27 protein-coding genes are annotated in these 26913 nt (G+C 66.4%); 18 read left to right on the plus strand and 9 right to left on the minus strand.

Going from position 1 to position 26913, the window contains the following annotated elements; genetic code table 11:
• Nucleotides 1-31: 31 nt before the first annotated feature.
• Nucleotides 32-742: a copper chaperone PCu(A)C domain-containing protein gene (locus ON44_RS02825; RefSeq protein ID WP_245566988.1), complete on the minus strand. Its 711-nt coding sequence runs from the start codon at nucleotides 740-742 to the stop codon at nucleotides 32-34.
• Nucleotides 743-1551: 809 nt separating this feature from the next.
• On the opposite strand from ON44_RS02825, the gene carD reads away from it, so the two are divergent.
• The 6 genes from carD to ON44_RS02855 all read left to right on the plus strand — a co-directional run bounded on the left by carD (nucleotide 1552) and on the right by ON44_RS02855 (nucleotide 6112).
• Complete coding sequence (gene carD, locus ON44_RS02830; RefSeq protein ID WP_040686206.1) at nucleotides 1552-2040, plus strand: RNA polymerase-binding transcription factor CarD; 489 nt, start codon at nucleotides 1552-1554, stop codon at nucleotides 2038-2040.
• 2 nt (nucleotides 2041-2042) lie between these two features.
• On the plus strand, nucleotides 2043-2747 hold the full coding sequence (gene ispD, locus ON44_RS02835; protein ID WP_040686207.1) for a 2-C-methyl-D-erythritol 4-phosphate cytidylyltransferase: 705 nt from the start codon (nucleotides 2043-2045) through the stop codon (nucleotides 2745-2747).
• A 2-nt stretch (nucleotides 2748-2749) separates the two neighbouring features.
• Nucleotides 2750-3217 (plus strand): 2-C-methyl-D-erythritol 2,4-cyclodiphosphate synthase, encoded by a 468-nt coding sequence (gene ispF / locus ON44_RS02840; RefSeq protein ID WP_040686208.1) that lies wholly within the window; start codon nucleotides 2750-2752, stop codon nucleotides 3215-3217.
• Nucleotides 3218-3281: 64 nt separating this feature from the next.
• Entirely contained in the window at nucleotides 3282-4709 is a 1428-nt protein-coding gene (gene cysS / locus ON44_RS02845) for a cysteine--tRNA ligase (protein ID WP_040686209.1), read from the plus strand.
• Nucleotides 4709-5686, plus strand: a complete 978-nt coding sequence (gene rlmB, locus ON44_RS02850) for a 23S rRNA (guanosine(2251)-2'-O)-methyltransferase RlmB (RefSeq protein WP_040686226.1) — start codon at nucleotides 4709-4711, stop codon at nucleotides 5684-5686. Before cysS ends, rlmB begins: the two co-directional genes overlap by 1 nt.
• Before the next feature lie 147 nt (nucleotides 5687-5833).
• Complete coding sequence (locus tag ON44_RS02855; RefSeq protein ID WP_040686210.1) at nucleotides 5834-6112, plus strand: DUF4190 domain-containing protein; 279 nt, start codon at nucleotides 5834-5836, stop codon at nucleotides 6110-6112.
• A 9-nt stretch (nucleotides 6113-6121) separates the two neighbouring features.
• Here ON44_RS02855 and ON44_RS02860 read toward each other — a convergent pair whose 3' ends face one another.
• Both ON44_RS02860 and ON44_RS02865 read right to left on the minus strand, forming a co-directional pair.
• Nucleotides 6122-6931, minus strand: coding sequence for an enoyl-CoA hydratase/isomerase family protein (locus ON44_RS02860; protein WP_040686211.1), 810 nt, complete (start codon nucleotides 6929-6931; stop codon nucleotides 6122-6124).
• Between the two features lie 152 nt (nucleotides 6932-7083).
• Nucleotides 7084-8256 (minus strand): acyl-CoA dehydrogenase family protein, encoded by a 1173-nt coding sequence (locus ON44_RS02865; protein WP_040686212.1) that lies wholly within the window; start codon nucleotides 8254-8256, stop codon nucleotides 7084-7086.
• 233 nt (nucleotides 8257-8489) lie between these two features.
• On the opposite strand from ON44_RS02865, the gene ON44_RS02870 reads away from it, so the two are divergent.
• Nucleotides 8490-9011 (plus strand): hypothetical protein, encoded by a 522-nt coding sequence (locus tag ON44_RS02870; RefSeq protein WP_040686213.1) that lies wholly within the window; start codon nucleotides 8490-8492, stop codon nucleotides 9009-9011.
• A 36-nt stretch (nucleotides 9012-9047) separates the two neighbouring features.
• On the opposite strand, the gene ON44_RS02875 is transcribed toward ON44_RS02870, so the two are convergent.
• The 5 genes from ON44_RS02875 to kstR all read right to left on the minus strand — a co-directional run bounded on the left by ON44_RS02875 (nucleotide 9048) and on the right by kstR (nucleotide 15463).
• Entirely contained in the window at nucleotides 9048-9884 is an 837-nt protein-coding gene (locus tag ON44_RS02875; RefSeq protein ID WP_373283119.1) for a metal ABC transporter permease, read from the minus strand.
• A 29-nt stretch (nucleotides 9885-9913) separates the two neighbouring features.
• Nucleotides 9914-10804, minus strand: a complete 891-nt coding sequence (locus tag ON44_RS02880; protein WP_051181415.1) for a metal ABC transporter ATP-binding protein — start codon at nucleotides 10802-10804, stop codon at nucleotides 9914-9916.
• A 62-nt stretch (nucleotides 10805-10866) separates the two neighbouring features.
• Nucleotides 10867-11748, minus strand: coding sequence for a metal ABC transporter solute-binding protein, Zn/Mn family (locus tag ON44_RS02885; RefSeq protein ID WP_051181417.1), 882 nt, complete (start codon nucleotides 11746-11748; stop codon nucleotides 10867-10869).
• Between the two features lie 191 nt (nucleotides 11749-11939).
• The gene (gene otsB, locus ON44_RS02890) at nucleotides 11940-14510 is read right to left on the minus strand and encodes a trehalose-phosphatase (RefSeq protein ID WP_040686215.1); all 2571 of its coding nucleotides are present in this window, start codon (nucleotides 14508-14510) and stop codon (nucleotides 11940-11942) included.
• 287 nt (nucleotides 14511-14797) lie between these two features.
• Nucleotides 14798-15463, minus strand: a complete 666-nt coding sequence (gene kstR, locus ON44_RS02895) for a cholesterol catabolism transcriptional regulator KstR (protein WP_040686216.1) — start codon at nucleotides 15461-15463, stop codon at nucleotides 14798-14800.
• 120 nt (nucleotides 15464-15583) lie between these two features.
• Between kstR and ON44_RS52290 the strand changes: the two genes are divergently transcribed.
• From ON44_RS52290 to ON44_RS02930, 7 genes are read left to right on the plus strand one after another with little or no spacing between them, the layout of a single operon-like run.
• The gene (locus ON44_RS52290; protein WP_040686217.1) at nucleotides 15584-17968 is read left to right on the plus strand and encodes an acyl-CoA dehydrogenase family protein; all 2385 of its coding nucleotides are present in this window, start codon (nucleotides 15584-15586) and stop codon (nucleotides 17966-17968) included.
• Nucleotides 17969-17993: 25 nt separating this feature from the next.
• A complete protein-coding gene (locus ON44_RS02905) occupies nucleotides 17994-19058 on the plus strand; it encodes an acyl-CoA dehydrogenase family protein (RefSeq protein WP_040686218.1) in 1065 nt (354 codons plus the stop codon).
• On the plus strand, nucleotides 19043-20203 hold the full coding sequence (locus tag ON44_RS02910; protein WP_040686219.1) for an acyl-CoA dehydrogenase family protein: 1161 nt from the start codon (nucleotides 19043-19045) through the stop codon (nucleotides 20201-20203). The genes ON44_RS02905 and ON44_RS02910 overlap by 16 nt, the downstream gene beginning before the upstream one ends.
• Nucleotides 20204-20258: 55 nt before the next feature.
• Complete coding sequence (locus ON44_RS02915) at nucleotides 20259-21191, plus strand: bifunctional MaoC family dehydratase N-terminal/OB-fold nucleic acid binding domain-containing protein (RefSeq protein WP_051181418.1); 933 nt, start codon at nucleotides 20259-20261, stop codon at nucleotides 21189-21191.
• Entirely contained in the window at nucleotides 21188-21598 is a 411-nt protein-coding gene (locus ON44_RS02920) for a MaoC family dehydratase (RefSeq protein WP_040686230.1), read from the plus strand. Before ON44_RS02915 ends, ON44_RS02920 begins: the two co-directional genes overlap by 4 nt.
• Complete coding sequence (locus tag ON44_RS02925) at nucleotides 21598-22785, plus strand: lipid-transfer protein (protein WP_040686220.1); 1188 nt, start codon at nucleotides 21598-21600, stop codon at nucleotides 22783-22785. Before ON44_RS02920 ends, ON44_RS02925 begins: the two co-directional genes overlap by 1 nt.
• A gap of 45 nt (nucleotides 22786-22830) precedes the next feature.
• Complete coding sequence (locus ON44_RS02930) at nucleotides 22831-23271, plus strand: NUDIX domain-containing protein (protein ID WP_040686221.1); 441 nt, start codon at nucleotides 22831-22833, stop codon at nucleotides 23269-23271.
• Here ON44_RS02930 and ON44_RS02935 read toward each other — a convergent pair.
• Nucleotides 23244-23858 carry a TetR/AcrR family transcriptional regulator gene (locus ON44_RS02935; protein WP_245566989.1) on the minus strand — a complete coding sequence of 205 codons (615 nt, stop codon included), beginning with the start codon at nucleotides 23856-23858 and terminating at the stop codon, nucleotides 23244-23246. The genes ON44_RS02930 and ON44_RS02935 overlap by 28 nt on opposite strands.
• A gap of 40 nt (nucleotides 23859-23898) precedes the next feature.
• Between ON44_RS02935 and zapE the strand changes: the two genes are divergently transcribed.
• The 4 genes from zapE to ON44_RS02955 all read left to right on the plus strand — a co-directional run.
• Nucleotides 23899-24852, plus strand: a complete 954-nt coding sequence (gene zapE, locus ON44_RS02940) for a cell division protein ZapE (protein ID WP_040686222.1) — start codon at nucleotides 23899-23901, stop codon at nucleotides 24850-24852.
• Between the two features lie 137 nt (nucleotides 24853-24989).
• Complete coding sequence (locus tag ON44_RS02945; protein WP_218007511.1) at nucleotides 24990-25934, plus strand: DUF4129 domain-containing protein; 945 nt, start codon at nucleotides 24990-24992, stop codon at nucleotides 25932-25934.
• Entirely contained in the window at nucleotides 25931-26425 is a 495-nt protein-coding gene (locus ON44_RS02950) for a hypothetical protein (protein ID WP_040686224.1), read from the plus strand. The genes ON44_RS02945 and ON44_RS02950 overlap by 4 nt, the downstream gene beginning before the upstream one ends.
• 46 nt (nucleotides 26426-26471) lie before the next feature.
• Nucleotides 26472-26913, plus strand: a 442-nt coding sequence (locus ON44_RS02955; RefSeq protein WP_040686225.1) for an AAA family ATPase, incomplete at its 3' end; no start/stop codon positions are given.

Genomic DNA, 26913 nt, shown 5'->3' on the forward strand with positions numbered 1-26913 from the left:
AGCCGTACCTTGCCCGCGGGCGGTCAGCGGATCAGTGGCCGCCCTTGTGCTCGCCCTCGGTCGCGGCGGTCTGGCCCTCGTGCCGTTCGGTGACCGCACCGGCGTCGACCGGGACCTGCACGGTCACGGTGCCGTTCTGCTTGAAGTTGAACGTCACCGGGTAGGTGAGGCCGGGGATGATGTCCTTGGTCAGACCGGTGATCTCGATCAGACCCGGCTTCTTCTCCGGATCGACGGTCGCCTTGTCGCCGGCCGGACCGGCGCTGCTGGTGGTCGGCGCGGCGGAGCTGCTCGGCGTCGCACCGTGCTCATCGGACTTGGCGGCGGTTGCGGTGGTGGGGGAGGTCGCCGCGACGACGGTCTGCTGCGGGGCGATCTTGAAGGCCGAGGCACCTGCGGGCGGGGTGATCTTCACGGTGCCCAGGTCGGTGGTGATGCTGGTCAGCTCGTCGGTGACGGTCTCGCCGTTGTTGACAACCGACAGCGCGATGATCGCCTTGCCGCCCTTGGTGTTGGTGTAGTCGGTGCCCGTGGCCGGGAAGACGATGTGCACATTGCGCAGCGAGATCCGGTCGATGTCGGCGTGATTGCCGTTGACCGCGGCGACCTGGGTCGCGGTCTGCGAGATCTGGCCTGCACTACAGCCGGACAGCATGAGCGCCGCTCCGGCGGCGAGCACGGCAACCGAAACCATGCGACGACGCGCCCCTGTCGAGGCGGTCACAGCTTTCAGGGCAGTCACGGGTTGTCCCTCCATGTCGACCGGGCTCACTCCGCTAGGGAGAGTAATAACTAGGCAGCGTAGTAGTAGCCTCCGCGGCGCGGGCGCGCGGGCTGTGTCTAATGGCAGCGCCTGCGGCGCTGCGTGTTCGCGGCCCCTGGTGTCTCGCGTCCGAGCCGTCGAGACTCGCGACTGCGTCGCATGCGCTTCGATGGCTCGGACGCGAGACGGGCCGCGAACGGTCGCTCGTAAGACTCGCTCCGTTGGGGTCGGTGATGGTGGGTCGTTCGGTATGTGATGCGCACTGAGATTCGTGGGTGTGGCGTATGCGCTTCGATGGCTTGGACGGTGAGGCGGGCGCTGCGAACGGGTCGCTCGTAAGACTCGCTCCGTTGGGGTCGGTGATGGTGGGTCGTTCGGTATCTGATGCGCACTGAGATTCGTGGGTGCGGCGTATGCGCTTCGATGGCTCGGACGCGAGACGGGTCGTTCGTAAGACTCGCTCCGTGGTGGCCGGGTGCAGGGCTGCGCGGACTGTGTGTCGGCTCTTGGTTCCCAGGGGTGGATGGATCGGACACCCTGTCGGTTGGCATCCGTTGGATAACGGTTTTCCGAGAACGTGGCGCAGTTGCGGACACGCTGCTGGGTTCGCGGACCGTCCGGTGTGCTATCCGCGCCGGTCGATAACCTGTTCTGGCACAACGCAATGCACACCGTGCCGGTTCTGTCAACCCCCGCGGTTGGCTCGTTGTGGCCCTGACCTGCACAGTTGATCGCGCCGTTACCGAGTCGCATGTTAAACTGTGAACATCGAAAGGGGCACGGGACACATGATTTTTAAGGTCGGAGACACCGTCGTTTACCCCCACCACGGAGCGGCGCTGATCGAAGCAATCGAGACTCGCACCATCAAGGGTGTGCAGAAAGAGTATCTGGTCCTGAAGGTCGCCCAAGGTGACCTGACTGTGCGCGTTCCCGCAGAGAACGCCGAATACGTCGGCGTGCGTGACGTCGTCGGCCAGGAGGGTCTCGACCGAGTCTTCCAGGTGCTGCGTGCGCCGCACACCGAAGAACCCACCAACTGGTCTCGCCGCTACAAGGCCAACCTCGAGAAGCTCGCCTCCGGCGATGTGAACAAGGTGGCCGAGGTCGTCCGCGACCTGTGGCGTCGGGAGCAGGACCGCGGTCTGTCTGCGGGTGAGAAGCGGATGTTGGCCAAGGCCCGTCAGATCCTCGTCGGTGAGCTCGCGCTCGCCGAGGGGACCGATGACGGCAAGGCCGAGACGCTCCTCGATGAGGTTCTCGCCGCGGCTTCCTGACCGTGAACGTTTCTAACAACGACGGATCCGTCGTTGCGTTGGTGCCTGCCGCCGGCCGTGGCGTTCGTCTGGGTGAATCGACACCCAAGGCGTTCGTCACGGTCGGCGGCACACCTATGGTCCGGCTGGCCGTCGACGGCCTGATCGCCTCCGGGGCGGTCGACCGGATCATCGTGATGGTCCCCACTGAACTCGTCGAGAGCGCCGTTGCCCTGCTGCCGCCCTCGGAGTCGGTGCGCGTGGTCATCGGCGGCGCCGAGCGCACCGATTCGGTGCGCTGCGGTATCGCCGCCGCCCCCGATGCCGCCCACTTCCTCGTGCACGACGCCGCCCGCGCATTGACCCCGCCCGATCTGATCGCCCGGGTCGTCGCGGAACTGCGCGCCGGTGCCGAAGCCGTCGTGCCCGCATTGCCGGTGGTCGACACCATCAAATCCGTCGACGCGCGCGGCGAGGTCACCGGTACGCCCGACCGCGCCGGTTTGCGCGCCATTCAGACTCCGCAGGGTTTCGCCGCCGACCTGCTGCGCGCGGCCTATGCCGATGAGCGCGTGCAGGCCACCGACGACGCCGGACTGGTCGAACTGCTCGGCACCCGGGTCCGCACCATTCCGGGCGACCCCATGGCTTTCAAGATCACCACCCGGCTCGATCTGCTGCTGGCAAATGCCGTGCTGGACGGCGCCCGGACGGTGGGTCTGTCATGAGTATGCGCGTCGGCATCGGCAGCGATGTCCATCCCATCGAAGCGGGCAGGCCGTGCTGGATGGCGGGTCTCCTCTTCGATGGCGACGACGGCTGCGCCGGACATTCCGACGGCGATGTCGCCGCGCACGCACTGTGCGATGCGCTGCTTTCCGCGGCCGGACTCGGCGATGTCGGCGCGGTTTTCGGCACCGGACGGCCGGAATGGGCAGGCGTTTCCGGCGCGGCCATGCTCAAAGAAGTGCGAAGGCTCCTTGACGAGGCGGACTTCGAAATCGTCAATGCGGCGGTCCAGGTGATCGGCAATCGGCCGAAGATCGGACCGCGTCGCGCCGAGGCCCAAGAGGTACTCGGCGAGCTGCTCGGCGCCCCGATCTCGGTGTCGGGCACCACAACCGACGGCCTCGGGCTGACCGGCCGCGGCGAGGGCATTGCGGCAGTGGCTACCGCCCTGCTACAAGAGTGTCGCTGATCCAGCTCCCGCCGACCTGAGCCGCTCCGTGAACGGCCTTATCTACCAGCTAGGATCGACTTCCGTGACTCTGCGCCTTTTTGACACCGACACGCGGACCATGCGCGATTTCGCGCCACTGGTCCCCGGCCGTGCCTCGGTGTACCTCTGTGGCGCCACCGTGCAGGGGGAACCACATATCGGCCATGTGCGCAGCGGAGTCGCATTCGACGTACTAAGGCGCTGGCTGCTCGCACACGACTACGACGTGTGGTTCATCCGCAATGTCACCGATATCGAGGACAAGATCCTGACCAAGGCCGCCGAAGCGGGTCGACCCTGGTGGGAATGGGCCTCCACCTACGAGCGCGCCTTCGACAACGCCTACCAAACCCTCGGCGTACTGCCGCCTTCGGTGGAGCCACGCGCGACCGGCCATATCACCCAGATGATCGATCTGATGCAGCGGCTGATCGAACGCGGGCACGCCTATGCCTCGGCGGGCAACGTCTACTTCGACGTGGTCAGCTATCCGGAATACGGCAGCCTGTCCGGGCACAAACTCGATGACGTGCACCAGGGCGAGAGCGCCGGTGCGGGCAAGCGTGATCCGCGCGACTTCACGCTGTGGAAGGCCGCCAAACCCGGCGAGCCGACCTGGCCGTCGCCGTGGGGTCCCGGTCGGCCCGGCTGGCATCTGGAATGCTCCGCGATGGCCGAGTTCTACCTCGGCGCCGAATTCGATATCCATTGCGGCGGAATGGATCTGGTCTTCCCGCACCACGAGAACGAGATCGCCCAGTCCAAGGCGGCCGGTGACGGTTTCGCGCAGTACTGGCTGCACAACGGCTGGGTGACCATGGGCGGCGAGAAGATGTCCAAATCGCTCGGCAATGTGCTCTCGGTGCCCAATGTGCTGAAAAAGGTTCGGGCCGTTGAACTTCGGTTCTACCTGGGCAGCGCGCACTACCGCTCGATGCTGGAGTACTCGGATAAGGCGCTCTACGATGCCGCGGCCTCGTATCAGCGCATCGAGGCGTTCGTGCATCGGGTGGCCGAGCGGGCCGGTGAGATCGCGGTCGGCAAGTGGACCGATGCGTTTGCCGAGGCGCTCGACGACGATCTCGCGATTCCGCGGGCCCTGGCCGAGGTGCACCGTGTTGTGCACGAGGGCAATAAGGCGCTGGAGTCGGGCGCGATCGATGAGGCGGTCGAATTGGCCGGGCAGGTCCGGGCCATGCTCAATATCCTCGGCGTCTGCCCGTTCGACCCACAGTGGTACACCCCACAGGACAATTCCGTGGCGCTGGATGCCCTGGACGTCCTGGTGCGTGCCGAACTCGACCGCCGCCAGCAGGCGCGCGCCGCGAAGGACTGGGCCAGCGCCGATGCGGCGCGGGACCGGTTGCAGGCCGCCGGAATCGAAGTGACCGACACCGCGCAGGGTCCGGAATGGTCGCTGGGCGCGGCACAGCATTCGCCGGGCGCGGTACAGCGTGGAAAGGCGAACTGATGGCAGGTAATTCGCAGCGTCGAGGCGCGATTCGTAAGGGCGGCAGCAAGAAGGGCGCGGTCGTCGGCTCGGGTGGACAGCGTCGGCGTGGTCTGGAACCGCGCGGTGCGACCCCGCCCGCCGAGGCGCGCACCAAACATCCCGCGGCCAAGCGTGCGGCCGCAAAAGCGAAGGCCGCCGCTCAAGGTCGGCCGGGGCCGCGCGGTGGCACGCGCCCGGCCGGACGCAAGAGCGACGACGGTCCGGAGATGGTGCTCGGCCGCAATCCGGTCATCGAATGTCTGCGCGCGGGTGTGCCCGCGACCGCGCTGTATGTCGCGGTTGGCACCGAGAACGACGACCGGCTCACCGAAAGTGTGAAGATTGCCGCAGATGCGGGCATTTCGATCCTCGAGGTGCCGCGCACCGACCTGGATCGGCTGAGCGCCAACGGACTGCATCAGGGCGTTGCGCTGCAGGTGCCGCCGTATCGGTACGCCCATCCGGATGATCTGGTTGCGCGGGTCCAGGATTCGGCCGAACCCGCGCTGCTGGTGGCGCTGGACAATATTTCCGATCCGCGCAATCTCGGCGCGGTGATCCGTTCGGTGGCCGCCTTCGGTGGCCAGGGTGTGTTGATTCCGCAGCGGCGCAGCGCGAGCGTGACCGCGGTGGCCTGGCGGACCAGTGCCGGTGCCGCTGCCCGGCTTCCGGTCGCTCGCGCGACGAATCTCACTCGCACACTGAAGGATTGGGCTTCGCGGGGGTTCCAGATCGTCGGTCTGGACGCGGGCGGTGACACCATTCTCGATGATTTCGACGGCAGCATTCCCACCGTGATCGTGGTCGGTTCGGAGGGCAAGGGCCTGTCCCGGCTGGTACGCGAGACCTGTGATTCGATCCTCGGCATCCCGATGGCGGGTCCGGTGGAATCGTTGAACGCTTCCGTGGCGGCGGGCGTCGTACTCTCCGAGATCGCGCGTCAGCGCCGGGCCTGAGCATCGGAAGCCGGCTGCCGCACCGGCAAATCGGCGACGGGTTCGAACCGCAACGGGCGGACCGCAAATCAGCGATCGCGGTCGATCGGACGAATCGGCTGCCGGGGTTGAACCGCAAATCGACTCCGGCCCCGTAGAATTCGACTCGTGGTCATCCCGAACCAGGCGCCCCAGGAGACGATCGAGCATCCGCATGCGACGGCGGTGCTGGCGCTCGGTGCGGCGAGCCTGTTCTGCTGCGGTGTGCTGGGACCGGTGGCCTGGGCGCTCGGCAGACGCGCGCTCGACCAGATCGAGGAATCCCACGGCGGTTACGGCGGCCGCGCCCAGGTGCTGGTCGGCTATATCCTCGGCGTTATCGGCACGATCCTCATGGTCTGCATGGCGATCGTTTTCCTGCTCATCCTGATCGGCGGCCGCGCGTAAGCGAGCGGGTCAATCCAGGCTGGGCCGTTGCTTTTCGCCCTTGCTGTCCCAGGCCGGCCATTCCTCGCTGATGCTGCCGGTCCAATTGGGCTGACGGCGATCCCGGAAGGCCGCCATCGCCTCACCACCGTCGATGCTCTTGCCGACGTGCTCGTTCAGATCGGTCTCCAGTTGACCGACCATGGCCGGGCTCATGCCGAGGCTCTCCCATAGCAGCCGCTTCGACAGCGCCACCGGCAGCGGTGCCGCCCCGTTCGCGATGTCATGGGCGATGGCGAGTGCCGTCGGCAGCACCTCGCCCGCGGGCAAGCAGCCATTGGCCAGGCCCATGGCCTTGGCCTCGTCGCCGTCGAAGGTGCGACCGGTCAGCATGATGTCGGCGGCATTGGCCATACCGACCAGCCGTGGCAGCGTCCAGTGCGCGTAGCCGTCGGCGAGCACGCCGCGACGCACCTGATTGAGTCCGTAGACCGCGTCGCGCGCCATGTACCGCAGATCGCATTGCAGGGCCAGCGCGAGTCCGATACCGACCGCATGCCCGTTCACCGCCGCGATCACCGGTTTGCGCACCCGCCACGGCGCCGGTTCGATGGTCGCGCTGACCTCGCCGACCCGGTTGGACAGATCCGCACCCGCGCAGAACGCGGGCGCCGTGCCGGTAATGATGACCGCGCGAATCGCATCCTCGACATCGCATCGCTGTAGTGCCGCACTCAATTCGGCGGCCATGGCCGGCGTGACGGCATTCTGCTGTGCGGGTCTGTTGAGCGTGAGGACGGCGATGCCCGCGGAGACATCGACGAGCAGTTCCGAACTCATGCCACTGGATGGTAGTCGTGTTGTCGGCCGCGCGGGCGCGGCGTGTCCGCGGCCCCCTTGTGTCTCGCGTCCGCCAACGGTCGCTCGTAAGACTCGCTCCGTGGTGGTCGGGCGTCGCCGTACGTGTCTGTTCGATTGACGTGCCGGCCATCTCACCCGCGCAGCACATGGCGGCCGATGGCGTACTTGTGCACCTCGGTGGGGCCGTCGTAAAGACGGAAGGCGCGCATGTCGCGGAAGATCATTTCGACGACCGTCTCATCGCTGATGCCGATGCCGCCGAGCACCTGGACGCAGCGGTCGGCGACCTTGAACAGCTCCTCGGAGACGTATGCCTTCGCGATCGAGCTCTCGTGCCTGGCCTTCTCGCCCTGGTCCATCAGCCAGCAGGCGTGCCAGATGGTGAGGCGGCACTGATGCAGTGCGATCTCGTTATCGGCCAGCATGAACGACACGCCCTCGTGGTCGCCGATCGGTTTGCCGAAGGCGGTGCGGGTCTTGGCGTATTCGACGGCGATGGATTGTGCGCGTTCGGCCGCACCGAGCCAGCGCATGCAGTGGGTGAGCCGGGCCGGGGCCAGTCGCAGCTGGGCATAGCGCAGCGCCTGACCGGTCTCGCCGAGCAGCGCGTCCTTGGGCAGCACCAGATTTTCGAAGCGCACCACGCCGTGACCGCCGACGTAATTGCGGTCCATGGTGTTCATGGTGCGTTCGATGACGATGCCGGGCTGGTCGCCCTCGGTCAGGAACAGCGTCGGGCCTTCGGGCACATGGGGGTTCGGTGCGACCCGTGCCATGATGATCCAGGTCTTCGCGCCGTCCGCGCCGGTGATGAGCCATTTGCGGCCGTTGATGGTGAAGTTCTCGCCGTCGAAGACGGCCTCGGTGGCCAGCTGATTCGGATCCGAACCCGCGCCGTCCGGTTCGGTCATGGCGAAGACGGTGCGCCGGTGTCCGGCGACGGCGGGTGCGAGGTGGCGCTCGACCTGTTCCGGGTTGGCGATCTTGGAGAGCAGGAACATATTGCCCTCGTCGGGCGCGGCGCAGTTCATGGCGACCGGGCCGAGGGTGGACCAGCCCGCCGCCTCGTAGATCACGGCCTGCTCGATATGGGTGAGGCCGTGCCCGCCGAGGGCTTCGGGGGCCTGCACGGTCAGCAGTTTCTCCGCGCGGGCCAGCTCGACGAGTTCCTGGCGCAGTTCGTCGGTGGGGCCGTGCGAGGTGAGTCGCGGATCGCGCTCGAAGGGGACGATCTTGTCGATGACGAACTGTCGGACCCGGTCGCGTTCGGCGGCGAGTTCGGCGGGAATCGTGAAGTCGATCATTGGTCACCATTCGTTCGATGGGGCGCGTGGGTCGAGCATACGAAACCTGGGTAGTGCGACTGAAGGCGACTGCCATCAAACGGGGTAGCCAGCCGCTGTGCCCCTGTTTACCTGCGCTGATTCCTGATGTCAGCGCGGGTCGATCAGGTGTCAGCGCGCTGTCAGCGCGGCGGGAGATCGTTCGGTCATTCGAGGAGCCCACTCGACGAACAACCCGATGAGGAGAAACCGCCATGATGACCGTCGCCGCCGTCGCCCAGCTGCTGATCGCGCTCGCCTTCGTCAGCATCCCGCTGGTGCGCCGCCGCTACGGGGCCGCCGCCCAGACCGCCGCCGATGCCGAATTGGCCCGTCAGGGTGTGCGCCCCGGGGTCCTCGCGGAGAACGGTATGCGGTTCGACGCCGGTGGCCACGAGACTTGGGCGCCGATCGGGATCGCGCTGGTGATGACCGCGATGGCCGTGCTGAATCTGGCGGGCAACGACTGGGGCCGGACACTGTCGTGGGTCTTCCAGGTGCTGGTGCTGCTCGGCAATGTCGCGATCCTGTACAGCAACCTGACGGCCGTCAAGAGCGTCCAGGCCGCCTTCGCCCGCAAGGGTGACCCGGAACTGGCCCGCATCGACGTCCGGAACCTCCTCGACGTGGCCGGAGCCGCCTTCCCCCGCTGGGTGACCCCGTACCTGCAGAACCTGCGCCACGTCATCGTCTTCGGTGGTTCGATCGTGGTCCTGATCGCACTGCTCGTAGCCTGAGCGGCCAGGCCGCCCGGCGCTCGCGACCCGATCGGGTCAGCGGGCGCGGGCGGCCTGACGGCGTCGGGGGCCGACGAGGCGGCAGACCAGGTAGATCAGGAAGGAGATGGTGGTGACGAAGGTGGAGACCGGGCTGCCCGGCGCAAGCGACAACAGGATGCCGCCCACCGCCGCCGTCTCCGCGAACACCACCGCGAGCACTGTGGCGCGCACCGGATTCGCGGTCAGCTGCGCCGCCGCGGCCGCGGGCGTGATGAGCAGCGCGAGTACCAGCAGCGCACCGACGATCTGCACACCGAAGGCCGCGGTAATACCGAGCATGACCGCGAACACCACCGAAAGCGCCCGCACCGGAACTCCGCGTGCGAGTGCGACTTCGGGATCCGAACTCGCGAAAAGTAGCGGCCGGTACACCACCGCAAGTACGGCGAGGACCAAAACGGTGCAGGTCAGCAGCAGTGCCAACCCGTTGTAGCCGACGCTGACCACCTGACCGGTCAGCAGCGAGAATTTCGATCCGGCGCGTTCGGGACCGAGCCACAGGAACAGCACCGAGAGCCCGAGTCCGAACGACAGCACCACCGCGATCACCGAATCGCGTTCTCTGGCTTTGGTTCCGAGCAGACCGAACAGCACCGCCGCCACCACCGAGCCGACGATCGCGCCCAGCCCGACTCCGATTCCGGCGAGCAGCGCGGCGGCCGCACCGGTCAGCGAGAGCTCGCTGGTGCCGTGTACCGCGAACGACATCTGCCTGCTGATGATCAGTGGCCCGATCACACCGGCCAGCAGTCCGAGCAGCGCGGCCGCGAATACCGCCTGCTGGACGAAGGAATACGAGAGCAGGTCCGCGGTGGTGGTGAAGTCGAACATCTTCGAGATGACATCGGACAGCTTGTCGTTCACGAACGGACACCAGCCGATTCGGGCAGCTCATCGGAAAGGGTCGCGCAGTGTTGGGCACCGGCCGCACCGAGCGCGTCCATGGTGTCGCCGGTGCCGACGACGACCAGCCGCCCGCGCACCCGCAGCACATCGACCTCGGTCTGGTACAGCTCCGAGAGCACCGCCGAGGTCATCACCTCGTCCGGCGTGCCGATCCGAAACTTCCCGTCGACCAGATACAGCACCCGATCCACCAGTGGCAGAATGGGATTGATTTCGTGCGTCACGAAAAGCACTGCGGTGTCATGGGTTCGTCTGCGTCGATCGATCAGTTCCGAGACCAACCGCTGATTGGCCAGATCGAGGCTCAGCAGCGGTTCATCGCAGAGCAGCACCTCGGGATCGCCGACCAACGCCTGTGCGACCCGCAGCCGCTGCTGTTCGCCGCCGGACATGGATTCCAGTGGCGCATAAGCGAATTTCTCCGCGCCCACATCGGCGATGGCCGCGCGGACCTTGCGCTTGCGCTCGGCGCGACGCCGCAGTCCGAGGCCCCAGCGGTGCCCGTCGACGCCGAGTCCGACCAGATCGACCCCGCGCAGCTGCACACCGGCATCGATCGTCTTCTGTTGCGGCACATAGCCGATATCGGGATTGCCGGCCCGTGCGGGCCCACCCGCGATATCGGCGGTGCCGGAGCTGAGCGCGAGCTGCCCGAGCAGCACCTTCAGCAGCGAGGTCTTACCGGATCCGTTCGGCCCGAGAACCGCGACGAATTCACCGGGCGCGATCTCCAGGTCCAGCCCTTGCCAGAGCGCACGTTCACCGAATGACAAGCTGGCGGAATCGAGTTTTACGGCGGGCCGCTGTACCTTGTTGGTGTCTTCGGTGGTCAGCGCGGCTCCCATCGGCCCACCCGTCACCCGGCCACCACCCCTCATCGAATCCCTGCGCGATGCTGTCATAACGATCAGGCCAGCGCCGCGGCCAGGGCCTGGGCGTTCTTGGTCTGCCACTGAATGTAATCCACACCGTCGGGCAGCGTTTCGGTCACCTCGACAACGGGTAGCCCGTTCGACTGCGCGAGCGCCCGCAAATCCTTGGTGATCTTGTCCTCGGTCTGGATGTTGTAGATCAGGGCGCGAATCTTCTTACCGGTCAGCAGATCCTGGGTGGCGGCGACGGCGGCGGGAGCCGGATCGGTCTCCTGCTCGATCGCCTCCTGGAATTCGTGCGGGGTCAGATCCTTGGTTCCGGCGGCGACCAGCAGGTAGTGCGCCAGCGGTTCGGTTTGCAGCACCGGGGTCTCGGGGTGCTCGCCCGCGATCTTGGTGGCGATGGCGGTGATCGCGCTCAACTGGCTCTTGAAAGCGGCGGCGCGGTCGGTGTAGGCGGCGGCGTGGGCGGAGTCGATTTCGCCGAGGGTGCTCGCGATCCGGTCGGCGACCGTGCTTACCGTGCCGATGTCGTAGAAGACGTGCTCGTTCTCGTCGCTCTTGTCGGTGCGGGATTCGAATGCGTCGACGGTGCGCTTGTCCTTGCCCTGGATCGCCTTCTCGATGAACTCGTCGTAGCCGCCGCCATTGAAGACGACCAGATCGGCATCGCTGATCTTGGCCGATTCCACGGCCGAGGTCTCGTGCGAATGCGGATCGGCGGCGGGATCGGTGATCAGCGCCGTCACCGAGGCATCCGGGCCAGCGATGGTTGCCGCGATATTGCCCCAGACATTGGTGGACGCGACGACGTTCGGCTTATCCGAATCCTTCGAACTACCGCATGCGGTGAGCGCCAGCGCGGTGGCCACCCCCACGGCGATACCGGCGAATCTGATGGCAATTCGTGTGCTCACGCGCGGGGTACTCCTGGCAGTACGGCAGATCTGAGCGTGCTCTAGATCATAATGGAAATCGTTACCAATTGAACTGTAGCAGGAGGCCTTGTTCCGCACGAGTCGATGTTTGCCGCGTCACTTCGGGGGTGGATACGGGCCGGGCCCGCGAACCGATCGGTTCGCGGGCCCGGAACTGTATGGCGGTCGGCTCAGACGAACGCTTCCACCGGCTTACCCAACAGCTGTGCACAGCGCAGCAGGCCGAGATGGCTATATGCCTGTGGATGGTTGCCGAGTGAGCGTTCGGCGACCGGGTCGTACTCCTCGCTGAGCAGACCCGTAGGTCCGGCGACATCGACCAGCTGCGCGAACAGCGCCTCGGCATCCGAGCGCTTACCGATCAGCAGATACGCCTCGACCAACCAGGCCGCGCACAGGTGGAAGCCGCCCTCGCCACCGGGCAGACCGTCGTCGTGGTGGTACCGGTACACCGTAGAGCCGCTGCGCAGCTCCGCCTCGGTGGCGACGACCGTCGCCGCGAAACGCGGATCCGACGGGTCGATCAGTCCGCTGAGGCCGATGTGCAGGGTGGCCGCGTCCAGATCGGTGCCGTCGTAGGCGGCGGTGTAGGACTGCACGTCGTCGTTCCAACCCTTGGACTTGACCTCGTCGGCGATGGTGTCGCGCAACGTGATCCAGAGCGGATCGATCTGACGCTGGAACCGCTGCGCGAGTGTGATCGCCCGGTCCACGGTCAGCCAGCCCATCACCTTCGAGTACACGTGGTGGCGCGGGTTGCCGCGGATCTCCCAGATGCCGTGGTCGGGTTCCTGCCAGCGCCGCTGCACCGCGGAGACCATGGCGTGCACCAGTTCCCAGTCGGCGTCCGGCAGCGTCTCGGCTGGATCGGTCAGTCCCTTCGCCTCGCGACCGTGCGCCAGCGATGCGATGAGATCGACGATCGGACCGAAAACATCCAGCTGCACTTGCATATTCGCGGCGTTGCCGACGCGGACCGGCCGCGAACCCGCATAGCCGGGCAGCTGATCGATCGATGCCTCGGGCGGCAGGGTTTCGCCGTAGAGCGTGTACAGCGGGTGCAGGCGCTCCGGACCGGGCAGCGTCTCCAGGACCCGGTGCACCCAGCCGAGGAACTCCTCGGCCTCGGTCAGCGAGCCGAGCGAAACGAGCGCCTGTGCGGTCAGCGAGGCATCGCGCAGCCAGCAGTAGCGGTAGTCCCAGTTGCGTACGCCGCCAATATCTTCCGGCAGCGAGGTGGTGGCGGCGGCCAGGATGGAACCTGACGGCGCGTGCACGAGCCCGCGCAGCGTGAGTGCCGAACGCTTCATCAGATCCGGCTTCAGCGGCGGCAGTTGCAATTTGGCCGCCCACTTGGACCAGTAGTCCTCGGCGTCCCTGCGCCGCTCCGGTTCGCTGACCATGGCGGGCGCGAGATCCTGAGTGCCGCAGCGCATTTCCAGCACGATCGGGCCACGAGACGGATCGACGACGGCGCGCGCGGAGCTGTGCATGCCGTCGGACCGGATCTCCCAGTGCACACCGGGGGAGCGCAGCACCATCGGATCATTGGTGCCGACTACGCGCAATCCGTTCGATTCGATTTCGATGCTGACCGGTACCTGACCGAATTCCGGTCGGGGCGCGAAGGTTACGACGGCCTTCGCATCGCCGGTGATCACCCGGGTCAGGTCGGTGCGGGTGGGGGCCACGTCGTGCGGCAGGTAGTCCACCACTTGCAGACTGGCCCAGCGGGTTTCGACGGTCATGGTGCCGTCGATGTAGCGCTGCGAGAGCGGCAGGCCGGGACGTTCCGGTTCGATGGTGAAGTGGCCGGCCTGCGGTCCGCCGAGCAGATGGGCGAAGACCGCGGCCGAATCGGGTTCCGGGTGGCAGAACCAGGTGACGGTCGCGTCGGGTGTGAGCAGCGCCACCGAGCGCGGACTGGCCAGCATGCTCAGCCGCTCGATGCGCGGCGCGCTCGCGCCCGCCAACCAGGTGCGCCGTTCCTCGAGCAGGTAGGCCAGCGCCCAGGAAACCGCCTCGGTGCTGTCCACCCGGTATTTGGCCAGGCTCTCGCCGTCGCCGACCTTGATGCCGACATCCGGCCCGGACAGCATGCGGAAGGCCTTCTCATCGGTGACATCGTCGCCGAAGAACACCGCGGCCGAGGCACCCTCCTGATGCCGGACGGTATCGAGCGCGACGCCCTTATCGGTCTGGATCACCGCGAGCTCGATAACCGATTTACCCTCGGTCACCTGCACGCCGACCCAGCAGGCCGCACCCTGGCGCACCGCCTTCAGTGCGCGCAGCCCGATTTCCGGACTCGCATTGCGCACATGCAGCGCGACGCTGGCCGGTTTGATCTCGACGCTGGCGCCGGGATTTTCCGCGGCGATCTGCGTCAGACTGGTCTGGACTTCGACCAGCAGTTGTTTGGCGTCATTGTCGATGGCGTGCACGAAACCCACATCGAATTCCGAACCATGACTACCGATAAGTTGCACCTCGACCGGAAGTCGCGACAATGCCGCGAGATCTCGCAGGGCGCGGCCGGAGATCACGGCGGCGGTCGTTCCGGTGAGACCGGCAAGCGCTCGTAGCGCGCTTACCGATTCCCGATGCGGAAAAGCTTTCGCCGGGTCGGACACGATGGGTGCGATCGTCCCGTCGTAGTCCGATGCGACCAAAAGTCGTGGCACGCGCGCGACCGTCGACAGTGCACGGCGAAGTTCCAGTGGCAGATCCTGTGCGCTCACGCATCCAACCTAGTGATCGGAGGAGTTTTTTCAGGGGCACGCGTGACAATACTGTGTTGAATTTGCCGCACCGAAGCGCGCCGCGTGGCGTGCGCATGATTGCGCACGCGTCTAGCCGCCCCCTGCTGGATCTGCCCAGCTGACGCGTTTCTACACAACCACCAGCGTGTGCAGGCTCACGTCGGCCGATCCGATTGATGCTGCGCGACAAGCGCGGTCGATTTGCCGGGCAGGAGCTGACCGGTGCCGGCTACCGCTGACCTTTTCGAGCGACCCGCGAGCGATCGCTAGCGGTTGGCGCCATTGTCGCCGAGCAGTAGATCCACGGTGAGTTCCAGTCGCTCGGTCACATCGGTGGCCGATGCGCGTCTGGTCAGCCAGGCGACCAGATTCGACAGCCAGACATCGCTTATAACCCGCGCGATCGCCAACTGGCGTTCGGTGGGCTCGCCGTCGTTCATGGCCCTGGCGAATACCCGGTCCATCACCTTGCCGACCCGGTCGACCTCCGCGGCGGCCGAGGCGTCGGCGAACATGAACGCGCGCGTCATCGCCTCGGTGAGCAATGGGTCGCGCTGCATCATCCGGGTGATCTGGGTCAGCAGCAGATGCATGCGCTCGTTCGGCGTCTGGCCGGCGAGCGGTTTGCGTTTGCCCTCGATCTGCTCGAATTCCCGCGACAGCGCGGAAACGAGCAGATGCACCTTGGACGGGAAATACCGGTACAGCGTGCCGACCGCGACATCGGCGCGTTCGGCCACCGCGCGCATCTGCACCGCGTCGTAACCACCTTTGGAGGCCAGTGCGAGCGTCGCGTCCAGAATTCGCTTACGCCGTTCCCGCTGCGCGGCCGAGCTGAGCTCGTCCTCGCTCAGCGTCGTGACCGTCGCGGTGGCCGATGCTTGCCCGGCCGCATTCGAATCGGCTGGTTGCGATCGGGAGGGACTGGCCATTGATGAGAGTCCTTTCCTGCATTCCGGCAACGGGCATCGGTCGTCTCTTGACTTCCGCCCAGCTAGGATATTAGAACATGTTCTAGGTGTGGGAGTCACGCCGGAAAGGCGGTACGGACTGTGACCATCGCCACCACTGACGAGCATAAAGCCGTTCAGGAGTCGATGCGCGGATGGGCCGGATCGGTACGTCCTATTGCAACAATGCGGGACGAGCCGACGGACTTCTGGCGCGCTTATTGGCCGGGGTTGGCGGACTTCGGAATTTTCCGGGTCGCCATTGCCGAAGCGGCCGGTGGCCACGGTGGATCGGTCGCCGACCTCGCGGTATTGGTCGAACAGGCGGCGCACGATCTGGTCGGTGGGCCGGTGCTGTCCACCGCATTGGCGAACCTGGTCACCGCGGGCGCGCTCGCCGAGGATATGCCATGCGGGGTCGCGCTCGACTTCGTTGTCGGGGACGTGGTGAACATACCGGCCGCATCCGAGGAGTTGTTGCTCACGGGTGTGTGGGAATCGGTGCTCGGCGCCGCGTCGGGCACCTCGGTGCTGTTGCCGGTGCGGACGCCGGATGGGTTGCGCTGGTGCGTGATCGGACCCGATGCCGACGGCCTGCGCGTCGAGTCGCTGGCACCAGCTGACCTGAGTACGCCACTGGCGCGGGTGCACTGTGCAGAGGTGCGAGTGCCCGCGGACCAGGTGTTCGAGTCGCCGCATGCGGTGGAAGATCTGCTCGCGGTACTGGTTTCGGCGGAGCTTGCCGGTGTGGCCGGCTGGTGCCTGGAGACCGCCGTCGAATACGCCAAGGTGCGTGAGCAATTCGGGCGCAAGATCGGCTCTTTCCAAGCGCTCAAACACATTTGCGCGTGGATGCTCTGCCGGGCCGAGCTGATCCGTTCCGTCGCGGCCGATGCCGCGGCCGCGGTCGACGAGGGCGGTGCGGAACTGCCCATCGCGGCCGCCATCGCCGCCGCGATATCGCTGGACGCTGCGGTCGAGACCGCCAAGGACTGCATTCAGGTGCTCGGTGGCATCGGTTTCACCTGGGAGCACGACGCGCACTTCTACCTGCGCCGGGCCACCGCACTGCGGCAGCTGCTCGGCGGATCGGCGCGCTGGCGGGCCAGGGTCACCGAGCTGACCCGGGCCGGCCAGCGCCGGACCACCGGTGCGGACCGGGTGTTCGCCTCCGCGGCGCGAGCGACGGCACCGGAGGAGGCAGCGGAGCGTAACCACGGAGGGGCCCGGGAGCGCCGCGAATCGGACACAGCGGCGCGAGCGACGGCACCGGAGGAGGCAGCGGAGCGTAACCACGGAGGGGCCCGGGAGCGCCGCGAATCGGACACAGCGGCGCGAGCGACGGCACCGGAGGAGGCAGCGGAGCGTAACCACGGAGGGGCCCGGGAGCGCCGCGAATCGGACACAGCCGGTGTCGAGGTCGGCGACAGCAATGCGAACGAGCTGGCCGCCGAGGTGGCCGCGATCGCCGCGCTGCCGGTCGATCAGCAGCGCAATGCGCTTGTCGACGCCGGGCTCGCCATGCCGCACTGGCCCGCACCGTACGGGCGTGGTGCGAATCCCATGACGGGCCTGGTGATTTCGGAGGAACTGCGGCGCGCGGGCCTGGAGTCGCCGGATCTGACGATCGGCGGCTGGGCCATCCCGACCTTGCTGCAGCACGGCACTCAGGAGCAGATCGACCGCTTCGCATGGCCGACGCTGCGCGGCGAGGTGGTCTGGTGCCAGCTGTTCAGTGAGCCGGAGGCCGGTTCGGATCTGGCCGCGCTGCGCACCACCGCCAAGAAGGTCGACGGCGGTTGGCTGCTGCGCGGGCAGAAGGTGTGGACGTCGCTGGGTGATCGCGCGAATTGGGCGATCTGCCTGGCCCGCACCGATCCGGACGCACCGAAGCACCGCGGTATCAGCTACTTCCTCGTCGATATGCGCAGCGCCGGACTCGAGGTGCGGCCGCTGGTGCAGATCACCGGGGAGGCGCGCTTCAGCGAGGTCTTCCTCGACGATGTGTTCGTACCCGACGACGGTCTGGTCGGCGCGCTGAACAACGGCTGGAAGATCGCCCGCTCGACCCTGTCGACCGAACGAGTCGCCATGGGCGGCAACGGGATCGGGCCGGTACTGGAGGAGCTCATCGCCAAACTGCCCGCCACTGGGCCGGGGGCGGAGCTATTGAACGATCGGCTCGGCGGCTTCGTCGCCGATGCGATCGCTGGACTGTTGCTGGAACAGCGTGCCGCGGTTCGGATGCTGGCGGGCGGTGATCCGGGAGCGCAGAGCAGTGTGCGCAAGCTCGTCGGTGTCCGCCATCGCCAGGCGGTTGCCGAATTCGCGGTGGAAACGGCAGGTCCAACCGGTGCGCAGGACTCAGAGGTGGTAAAAGAGTTCCTGCTCACGCGCTGTTTGTCGATTGCTGGTGGAACCGAGCAGATTTTGTTGACCGTGGCCGGTGAGCGAATCCTCGGACTGCCTCGCGATGCGGACAGCTAGTCGACCAACCAACTGGGAGTAAAGCGTGGACTTCACCCGGGACGAGGGCCAGAACGCCGTGGCCGAGGTCGTCGTGAGTTTGCTGGAGCGTGAACCGGCACGCGATATCGAGCTGTGGCCGAGTCTGATCGAGACCGGACTGCTCTCGCTCGCGCTGCCGGAGCGGTTCGGCGGTGACGGTATGGGTTTGGCGGAGGTATCGGTCCTGTTGACCGAACTGGCCGCCGATGCGGTGGCGGTGCCCGCCTTGCCGACCCTCGGCTTCGGCCTGCTGCCGCTGCTGGCCGGATTGCCGGACAGCGTCGCCGAGCGGGTCTATCCGGAGCTCGCCAAGGGCGCGGTGCTCACCGCCGCGCTCAGCGAGCGCGCGAATCCGTTCGTGGTCAAGCCGGAGACCACCGCGGTTTCCGATGGCGACACCGTGCGAATCACCGGTCACAAGGTGGCGGTGCCGTATGCGGAGCAGGCGCGTTGGCTCTTGATTCCGACGAATTCCGGTATCGCACTGGTTGATTCGGATTCGGCGGGGCTCACCCTGACGCCGTCACCGGCTTCCGGCGGGATTCCGGAATGTTCGGTGCGCCTGGACCAGGTCGAGATTCCGGCCGAGCAATTGCTGCCCGGCGGCATCGGTGCACTGCACCGATTGGCCATCGCATCGATCGGCGCGACCGCGGACGGACTACTCAAAGGTGCGCTCGTGCTCACCGCCGAGCATTTGCGGACCCGGCGGCAGTTCAATCGGCCGCTCGCCGAATTCCAAGCCGTCGCCCAGCAGATCGCCGACGTGTACGTGGTCTCGCGGACCCTGCACGCCGCCGCCGTTTCGGCGAGCTGGGCACTGGCACAGTCCGATTCGACACCGACGCATCAAGAGCGCATCGACGACGACCTCGATGTGCTCGCCTACACCGTGGCCTCGGAACTGCCCGCCGCCATGCAGAAATGCCATCACTTGCACGGTGGCCTCGGGGTCGATGTGACCCATCCGATGCACCGCTACTACTCGCAGGCCAAGGACATCGCCCGCTGGCTCGGCGGCGAATCGTTCCGACTCGATCGATTGGGGGCCAGATGTTCATCGACCTGACCGCGGAGCAGCGCAAGCTGCGCGATGAATTGCGTGCGTACTTCGCCGATCTCGTGACTCCCGAAGAGGAGTCCGAGATGGCGATCAACCGCCACGGTGACGCCTACCGTGCGGTGGTGCGCCGGATGGGTGCGGACGGTTGGCTCGGCGTCGGTTGGCCTAAGGAGTTCGGCGGCCAGGGTTTCGGGCCGATGGAACAGCAGATCTTCTTCAATGAGGCGGTGCGCGCGGATGTTCCGCTGCCGCTCGTCACCTTGTTGACGGTCGGGCCGACGCTGCAGAGCTTCGGCACCGATGAGCAGAAGGCGAAGTTCCTGCCCGGAATCCTTTCCGGCGATATCCATTTCGCGATCGGTTACTCCGAACCGGAGGCAGGCACCGACCTCGCCTCGCTGCGCACGAGTGCCGTGCGTGACGAATCCGGTGATTGGATCGTCAACGGGCAGAAGATCTTCACCACCGGTGCGCATGAGGCCGACTATGTCTGGCTGGCCTGCCGCACCGGCTCGGTCGAGTCACGGCACCGGGGCATCACGATCCTGATCGTGGATACCAAGGATCCCGGCTATTCCTGGACACCGATCATCACCTGCGATGGTGCGCACCACACCAACGCCACCTATTTCGACAACGTCCGGGTGCCCGCCAACATGCTGGTGGGCGAGGAGAACAAGGGGTGGCGACTGATCACCACCCAGCTCAATCACGAGCGGGTGAGCCTCGGCCCGTCCGGCAAGATCGAACAGCTCTACGACCGGGCGCGCGAATGGGCCCAGTCGCGCGGTGTGCTCGCCGAGGCCGATGTGCGCCGCTCGCTCGGTCGCATCCACGCCATGGTTCGGCTCAACGAACTGTTGAACTGGCAGGTCGCGGCGACCGTCGACGGTGACCAGGCCACCGTGATCGCCGATGCCTCGGCAACCAAGGTGTATTCCACCGAATCGCTGCAGGAGGCGGGCCGGTTGGCCGAGGAGATCGTCGGGCATTACGGCGATCCGGCCGATCCGGACACCGCCGAACTGCTGACCTGGCTGGACCGCAGAACCAAACAGAATCTGGTGGTGACCTTCGGCGGCGGCGTCAATGAGGTGATGCGCGAACTGGTCGCCTCCTCCGGGCTGAAACTGCCTCGGGTACCTCGATGAATCCGCGCCGATGCGCGGTACGGACGACAACAAGGAGCCGCGCGTGCCGGAAACCATGACTCCGGAAGCGATTACCGAAGCCGCCGAGAAGATCATCGCGGCGGGTGATTGCGCGCCGAGACTCGGGCGTGACCCGGTGAACCAGCCGATGATCAACAACTGGGTGGAGGCGCTCGGGGATCGGAATCCGATCTACGTCGACGAGGAGGCCGCGCGTGCCGCCGGACATCCCGGCACCGTGGCGCCGCCCGCCATGATCCAGGTCTGGACCATGCTCGGGCTCAATGGTTCCCGCGCGGCGGACGATCCTACGAACCAGGTCATCGAGCTGCTGGACAGCGCGGGCTTCACCTCGGTGGTCGCGACCGACTGCCAGCAGACCTACCACCGATACCTGAATGTCGGCGAGCAAGTGGCGGTGACCAGCAGGCTGTGCGATATCCGCGGCCCGAAGCGGACCGCGCTCGGTGAAGGGTGGTTCATCACCTTCCAGATCAGTTGGCAGGTGGGCGACGAGGTCGTCGCCGAAATGCTCTGGCGGATGCTGAAATTCGCGCCCGGTACCGGTACGGGCACCGCCCCGAAAGCGCCCGCGGGCGAACGGGTCAAACCGCTGGTCTCTTGGGATACCGAATTCTTCTGGGCGGGCACCAAGGTCGGGGAGCTGCGGATACAGCGGCTGCCGGACGGCACGCTGCGGCATCCGCCGATTCCGGCGCTGTGGCAGGACAAGTCGGAGCAGACCGACTATGTCGTCGCCTCCGGGCGCGGTGAGGTGTTCAGTTACGTCGTGCATCACGCGCCGAAAGTGCCTGGGCGACAACTGCCTTTCGTGGTAGCGCTGGTCGAATTGGAAGAGGGTGTGCGCATGCTCGGTGAATTGCGCGGTGTCGATCCGGCCGAGGTGAAGATCGGCCTGCCGGTGCAGGTCGAGTTCGAAAAGCTCGACGAGGAGGCCGTGCTGCCGGTTTGGCGGGTGATCGCATGACCTACGTCGAACCGGCCACGATCGAGGTCGGCACCACGCTGCCCGAGTTGGTCATTACCGCCGATCCGACCTTCGTGATCAGTACGGCCTTGGCCACCAGGGACTTTCAGGATGTGCACCACGACAGGGACAAGGCGGTCGCCCGCGGTTCCAAGGACATCTTCGTCAATATCCTCACCGATACCGGGCTGGTGCAGCGCTTCGTCACCGACTGGTCCGGACCACGCGCCATCGTCAAATCGGTCGCGCTGCGCCTGGGCGTACCGCTGTACGCCGGTGACACCCTGACACTTTCCGGCACCGTCTCCGCGATCCACGGCGACGACATCCATATCGATGTCGTCGGCCGCGACAGCCTCGGTGACCACATCACGGCGAAAGCCGTTATCGCACTGCGGAGGCCATGATGACCGCTGACAGCACCACCGGGATTTCCGGCCGCGCCGCCATTGTCGGCATCGGCGCCACCGACTTCTCCAAGGACTCCGGCCGCAGCGAATTGCGCTTGGCCGCCGAGGCGGTCACCGCGGCGCTCGCCGACGCGGGCCTCACACCCGCCGATGTGGACGGCCTGACCACCTTCACCATGGATACCAATACCCAGGCGGCCGTGGCACGCGCCGTCGGTATCCCGCAGCTGAAGTTCTTCAGCCACATCGGATATGGCGGCGGTGCGGCCTGCGCCACCGTTCAGCAGGCCGCCATGGCGGTCGCCACCGGCGTCGCCGATGTGGTTGTCGCCTATCGCGCCTTCAACGAGCGTTCGGTATCGCGCTTCGGGCAGTTCTCCACCGCGCTGGCCACCGCGCCGACCTCCTCGGGCATCGATGCGGGCTGGTCCTATCCACAGGGGTTGGGGACACCGGCCGCGCAGGTGGCCATGGTCGCCCGCAGGTATATGCACGTCTACGGCGCGACGAGCGCGGACTTCGGCCGCGTCGCCGTCGCCGACCGCAAACATGCCGCGGTGAATCCGGCCGCCTTCTTCTACGGCAAGCCGATCACCCTGGAAGATCACCAGAATTCGCGCTGGATCGCCGAACCACTGCATCTGCTCGACTGCTGCCAGGAATCCGACGGCGGCGTCGCGATCGTGGTCACCAGCGTCGAGCGGGCCCGGGATCTGCCGCAGCGTCCGGCCGTAATCGCCGCTGCCGCACAGGGTTCCGGTGCGGACCAATATGTCATGACGAGCTACTACCGCGATGCCCTCACCGGTCTGCCGGAGATGGGTCTGGTCGGTGATCAGCTCTGGGATCAGAGTGGTTTGCGTCCGGAGGATATGCAGGCCGCCATCCTCTACGACCACTTCACTCCGTTCGTCCTCATGCAATTGGAGGAACTCGGTTTCTGCGGACGCGGCGAGGCAAAGGATTTCATTGCCGACGGCGCGATCGAAGTCGGTGGCCGCCTGCCGCTCAATACCCACGGCGGACAGTTGGGCGAGGCCTATATCCACGGCATGAACGGGATTGCCGAGGCGGTCCGGCAGATCCGCGGCACCTCCGTCAACCCGGTGGCGAACCTCGAGAACATCCTGGTTACCGCAGGCACGGGAGTCCCGACCTCAGGACTGGTGCTCAGCGCGAACTGACGACTTCGGCGTAGGTTGGAGCGGCGCGGGAGTGGGAGGAGTCCGATGGTTGAGCGACATCTTGTCGACGTGCACATCTTGCTCGTGCGCGACGGTGAGCTGTTGCTCAGCAGGCGGCGCAGTGCGGACGAGTTCGATGGGCTGTGGCATCTGCCTGCGGGGAAGTTGGAGTCCGGCGAGTCCGCGACCGCTGCTGCCGCGCGTGAGGCGGGGGAGGAGATCGGGGTTGTCATCGACCCGGCGGATCTGCGGCTGATTCATACCGCGCACGTGATCGGCTCCGGGCGCGAAGCCCGGCTCGGGCTGTTCTTCCATGCGCTGCGCTGGGCGGGTGCGCCGGTGAATCGGGAGCCGGATAAAAGCTATGGGCTGCAATGGTTTTCGCTCGACGCACTGCCGGAAGAGTCGCTCATCCGCTATTCCGCTGCCGGAATCCGCGGGTTCACGACGGGCACGCCTTATAGCGAGTGGGGCTGGGCGAGATAGCGGGACAGCACGGCCGCGAGTTGGTCGGTGCTGTCCCTGGTACCGGCCGGAATGTGCGCCCGCGCGCCCGCGAATCTGTCGAAGACCGCGCCTTCGAGCACCGCTATGAAGTCGGCGGCGGCCGCATCGGGATCGGGAAAACCCAAGGCGTGGAATAGTTCTCGCGCTCGCTCGGTCGAGAACATGCTGTGTGTGAGCCGCCGATGCAATTCCGGATCGCCGCGCAGATCGATGATCAGCGCATGCCGGACGATCAGGTGATTGCGACGGTCGACGAGTAGGCGGTCGAGCCAACCGGCTATGGCCTTCGCGATGTCATCGGGGTCGGGGGAAGGCGACGGGGCGAGTTCGGCGGCGGCGAAGTCGTCGCGGGAGCGGGTGGTGATCCGGTCCGCGATCGCCTCGATGAGCGCGCGTTTGGTGCGGAAGTAATAGGAGGCCGACCCGCCGGGCAGCTCGAGGGCGGTATCGAGGGCGCGGTGGGTGAGCGCTCGAATGCCCTGGGTGGCAATCACATCGATGGCGGCGTCGACGAGTGCCGCGCGTCGGTCGGTTGTGGACATCATCACCTTCTCTGGCGGCCACATCTGCTGATCCTCTACAACTGTAGAGGATCAGGAGGGTGTCATGGAAGACAACGTCACGCTGGATGCCGACCAGCTCCGGGCTCGCGCGCGCTTGCTCGAACTGCTCGACCGGCACGGCAGGCCGATGAAGCGGCATCGTGGCATCTACCTGCACGGCAGACCCGGTCGCGGCAAAACCATGCTGATGGACGACTTCTTCGCGGGTATAGCGTCGAACCGCAAGTGCCGCTTCCACTTCCACAATTTCTTTGCCCGATTGCACACCGCGGCACACGAATCGGGCTCCATCGACAAGGCCATCGACACCCTGCTCGGTCATGCCGAACTGGTCTGCTTCGACGAATTCCACGTGCACGATATCGGCGATGCCATGCTGATCGCCCGCATGCTCGACGCCCTGTTCGCCCGCCGCATCGTCCTGGTGGTGACCTCGAATTACCCGCCGGAGCAGCTGCTGCCCAACCCGCTGTTCCACGACCGCTTCCTGCCGACCATCGCGCGCATCCTGGCGCATCTGGATATCGTCCCGGTCGACGGTCCACTCGACTACCGCACCCGCGCCGCGCACAGCGGCACGGGCTTCGCCTCCGGCTGTTACCGCATCCACGACGCGAGAGTCGCCGACACCGCAGAGGTTGTTGTCTCGGGTGCCCGTGAGATCCATGCCAGCGCCGTCGACGGCTCCGCCATCACTTTCGACTTCGCCGCCCTGTGCGGCACCGCCACCGCCGCCTCGGACTACGTCGAACTCGCACACCGCTTTCGCCGATGGACCTTGCGCGACGTCCCACCCCTGCGCGAGGTCCCGCCCGACTGGGCCATGCGCTTCGTCAATCTGGTCGACGTGCTCTACGACGCGGATCTCGAACTCACCCTCGAGGCTCGCACCGCACTCTCCGACCTGGTGGCCGACGTCCCCGCCGTCCCCGACCTGGCACGGACCGCAAGCCGCCTGAGTGAACTCCGTCAGCCCGAATCCGCCGTGCTCCGCTAGCTGCGCTATCGCATAAATGTACGGCCGGTTACGGATAAAAAGGAGGCGATCCTAAGTATTCGATTCACTCCCGAGCGGACCACTCGGCATGTAACTATGTGCCTGTTCAGAGCTGTACTCAGATGTGGTGGTAGCAAGTGGCCAGGGCGGGAGCGCCGATATCGCGCGTGATCGTGCTGATCGCGCTACTCGCGTGTGCCGCGATCGCGCTGCGCGGCCATATTCCCGGGGCCCATGATTCCGGCGATCACCGCACGGTGCCATCGGCTATTTCGGTGGTATTGATGCCGGTACTGCTCACGGTATCGGTGGTGATCCTGATCGCCGGGGTGATAGCGAGCCAGCATCGACTGCCGCTGGCCATGCCGGAGGTGGATCGTGATTCCGAGCGTAGACATGGACTGCTCGGCCGTACCGGCCTACTGGTGCTGGCCGCGCTGGCGGTCGTTTCCTTGATCATTGCGGCGGCGTCGGCGGTCTTCTTCGTCGGATTCGGCCGCGAGGGTGCGCCGGCGCCGTCATCGGTGCCGCGCGATGCCACCCGCACCCCACAGGAGACGGTCACCGGGCCCGCGACGCCCGATAGCGCACCCACGCAGCATCTCACCGGTACGGCGCTACTGGTGGCCATTGTCGCTGCCGCCGTGCTGGTCGGCGGGGCATTGATCGGGCTGATCGTGGTCGCGGTGGCGGGGCAGCGCAAGCCGCGTGTGGTGCCGGTCCCGGTGCCCCCGGCCGCGCCGACGGTCGCGGGTTCGCTGGCCAGGGCGGCCGAGATGGGGCTGGCCGCCATGAATGTGCCCGGTCAGGATCCGCGCGAGGCCATCATCGCCTGTTACGTCGCGATGGAACGCGGGCTGTCCTTCGATCGCGCCGCCGCCCCACTTGCTTCGGATACCCCGATGGAGGTGCTGGCCCGCGCCTTCGAGCGGGGCGCACTGCACGACGCGTCGGCCAGGGAATTGGTCGCGCTCTTCGAGGAGGCCAGGTTCAGTCCGCATTCGATGCTGGAGTGGCAGCGCATGCGGGCCGAACAACTGCTGCGTATCGTGCTGGCCGATCTGCAAGGGGAGATGGTATGAACCGCGCGATCGTGATCGGTGCGCTGATCCTCATCGTGCTGATCGAGCTCATCACCCTCGGCAAGGCCCGCGGTGCATTGCTCATCGCCGCCGGAGTTCCGGTGGCGCTGGCCATGATTCAGCTCATCTGGTCGTTGACCGGCCGTTCGGCCATCAAAATCGATGCCGGATCCGACGATATCGAGAACGGTCCCGCCGAGATGCTGCGGCACTGGCATGCCAGAGCGGAGATGCTCGCCGATCGCGCGGACGGCACCAGAGCCGACTGGGATCGGCATCTGCGTCCGCTGCTGGCCAAGGAGTTCGAGTTGTCCACCGGCCTGCGGGTCGCCAAGAACCGCAAGGCGACCGAGGCCGCCGGAATATTGCAGTTCGGCCCGGAGCTGTGGCGCTGGGTCGATCCGGCCAACTCGGCACTGCGGGATCAGACGACTCCCGCACCGGGGCGGGCGGCGTTGGACGAAATCCTGCGCTGCTTGCAAAAGATGTAATGAGTCGTCGTAGGAGAATGGGTTTGAGGCAAGTGCGAGTAGACATATGACGATGCCGATGGACACGACCATCCAGCGCAGCGAGGCGGTGCTCCGGGAACTGTCCCGGGTGATCGTCGGCAAGCGGGATGAGTTGCAGCTGATCATGATCGCCGTACTTGCCGGCGGTCACATCCTGATCGAGGATCTGCCCGGCCTCGGCAAGACGCTCATCGCCAGGTCCTTCGCCGCCGCGCTCGGCCTGGACTTCACCCGCGTGCAATTCACGCCCGACCTGCTCCCCGCCGACCTGCTCGGCTCCACCATCTACGACATGTCAACGGGCCGCTTCAATTTCCGGCGCGGACCGGTCTTCACCAATGTGCTGTTGGCCGACGAAATCAACCGCACCCCACCGAAGACCCAGGCCGCGCTGCTGGAGGCGATGGCCGAGGGCCAGGTCAGCATCGACGGCGAAACCTTCCAGCTGCCACAGCCTTTCATCGTGC

It is taken from the genome of Nocardia vinacea NBRC 16497 (genome assembly GCF_000308835.1).
Taxonomy (GTDB): Bacteria; Actinomycetota; Actinomycetes; order Mycobacteriales; family Mycobacteriaceae; genus Nocardia; species Nocardia vinacea.

Bases quoted from the DNA above. Each gene is read 5' to 3' on its own strand.
- carD (WP_040686206.1), top strand. From the start codon at position 1,552: ATGATTTTTAAGGTCGGAGACACCGTCGTTTACCCCCACCACGGAGCG.
- ispF (WP_040686208.1), top strand. From the start codon at position 2,750: ATGCGCGTCGGCATCGGCAGCGATGTCCATCCCATCGAAGCGGGCAGG.
- rlmB (WP_040686226.1), top strand. From the start codon at position 4,709: ATGGCAGGTAATTCGCAGCGTCGAGGCGCGATTCGTAAGGGCGGCAGC.
- ON44_RS02860 (WP_040686211.1), bottom strand. From the start codon at position 6,931: ATGAGTTCGGAACTGCTCGTCGATGTCTCCGCGGGCATCGCCGTCCTC.
- ON44_RS02865 (WP_040686212.1), bottom strand. From the start codon at position 8,256: ATGATCGACTTCACGATTCCCGCCGAACTCGCCGCCGAACGCGACCGG.
- ON44_RS02870 (WP_040686213.1), top strand. From the start codon at position 8,490: ATGATGACCGTCGCCGCCGTCGCCCAGCTGCTGATCGCGCTCGCCTTC.
- ON44_RS02875 (WP_373283119.1), bottom strand. From the start codon at position 9,884: ATGTTCGACTTCACCACCACCGCGGACCTGCTCTCGTATTCCTTCGTC.
- ON44_RS02880 (WP_051181415.1), bottom strand. From the start codon at position 10,804: ATGGGAGCCGCGCTGACCACCGAAGACACCAACAAGGTACAGCGGCCC.
- kstR (WP_040686216.1), bottom strand. From the start codon at position 15,463: ATGGCCAGTCCCTCCCGATCGCAACCAGCCGATTCGAATGCGGCCGGG.
- ON44_RS02910 (WP_040686219.1), top strand. From the start codon at position 19,043: ATGTTCATCGACCTGACCGCGGAGCAGCGCAAGCTGCGCGATGAATTG.
- ON44_RS02915 (WP_051181418.1), top strand. From the start codon at position 20,259: ATGACTCCGGAAGCGATTACCGAAGCCGCCGAGAAGATCATCGCGGCG.
- ON44_RS02920 (WP_040686230.1), top strand. From the start codon at position 21,188: ATGACCTACGTCGAACCGGCCACGATCGAGGTCGGCACCACGCTGCCC.
- ON44_RS02925 (WP_040686220.1), top strand. From the start codon at position 21,598: ATGACCGCTGACAGCACCACCGGGATTTCCGGCCGCGCCGCCATTGTC.
- ON44_RS02930 (WP_040686221.1), top strand. From the start codon at position 22,831: ATGGTTGAGCGACATCTTGTCGACGTGCACATCTTGCTCGTGCGCGAC.
- ON44_RS02935 (WP_245566989.1), bottom strand. From the start codon at position 23,858: ATGTGGCCGCCAGAGAAGGTGATGATGTCCACAACCGACCGACGCGCG.
- zapE (WP_040686222.1), top strand. From the start codon at position 23,899: ATGGAAGACAACGTCACGCTGGATGCCGACCAGCTCCGGGCTCGCGCG.
- ON44_RS02950 (WP_040686224.1), top strand. From the start codon at position 25,931: ATGAACCGCGCGATCGTGATCGGTGCGCTGATCCTCATCGTGCTGATC.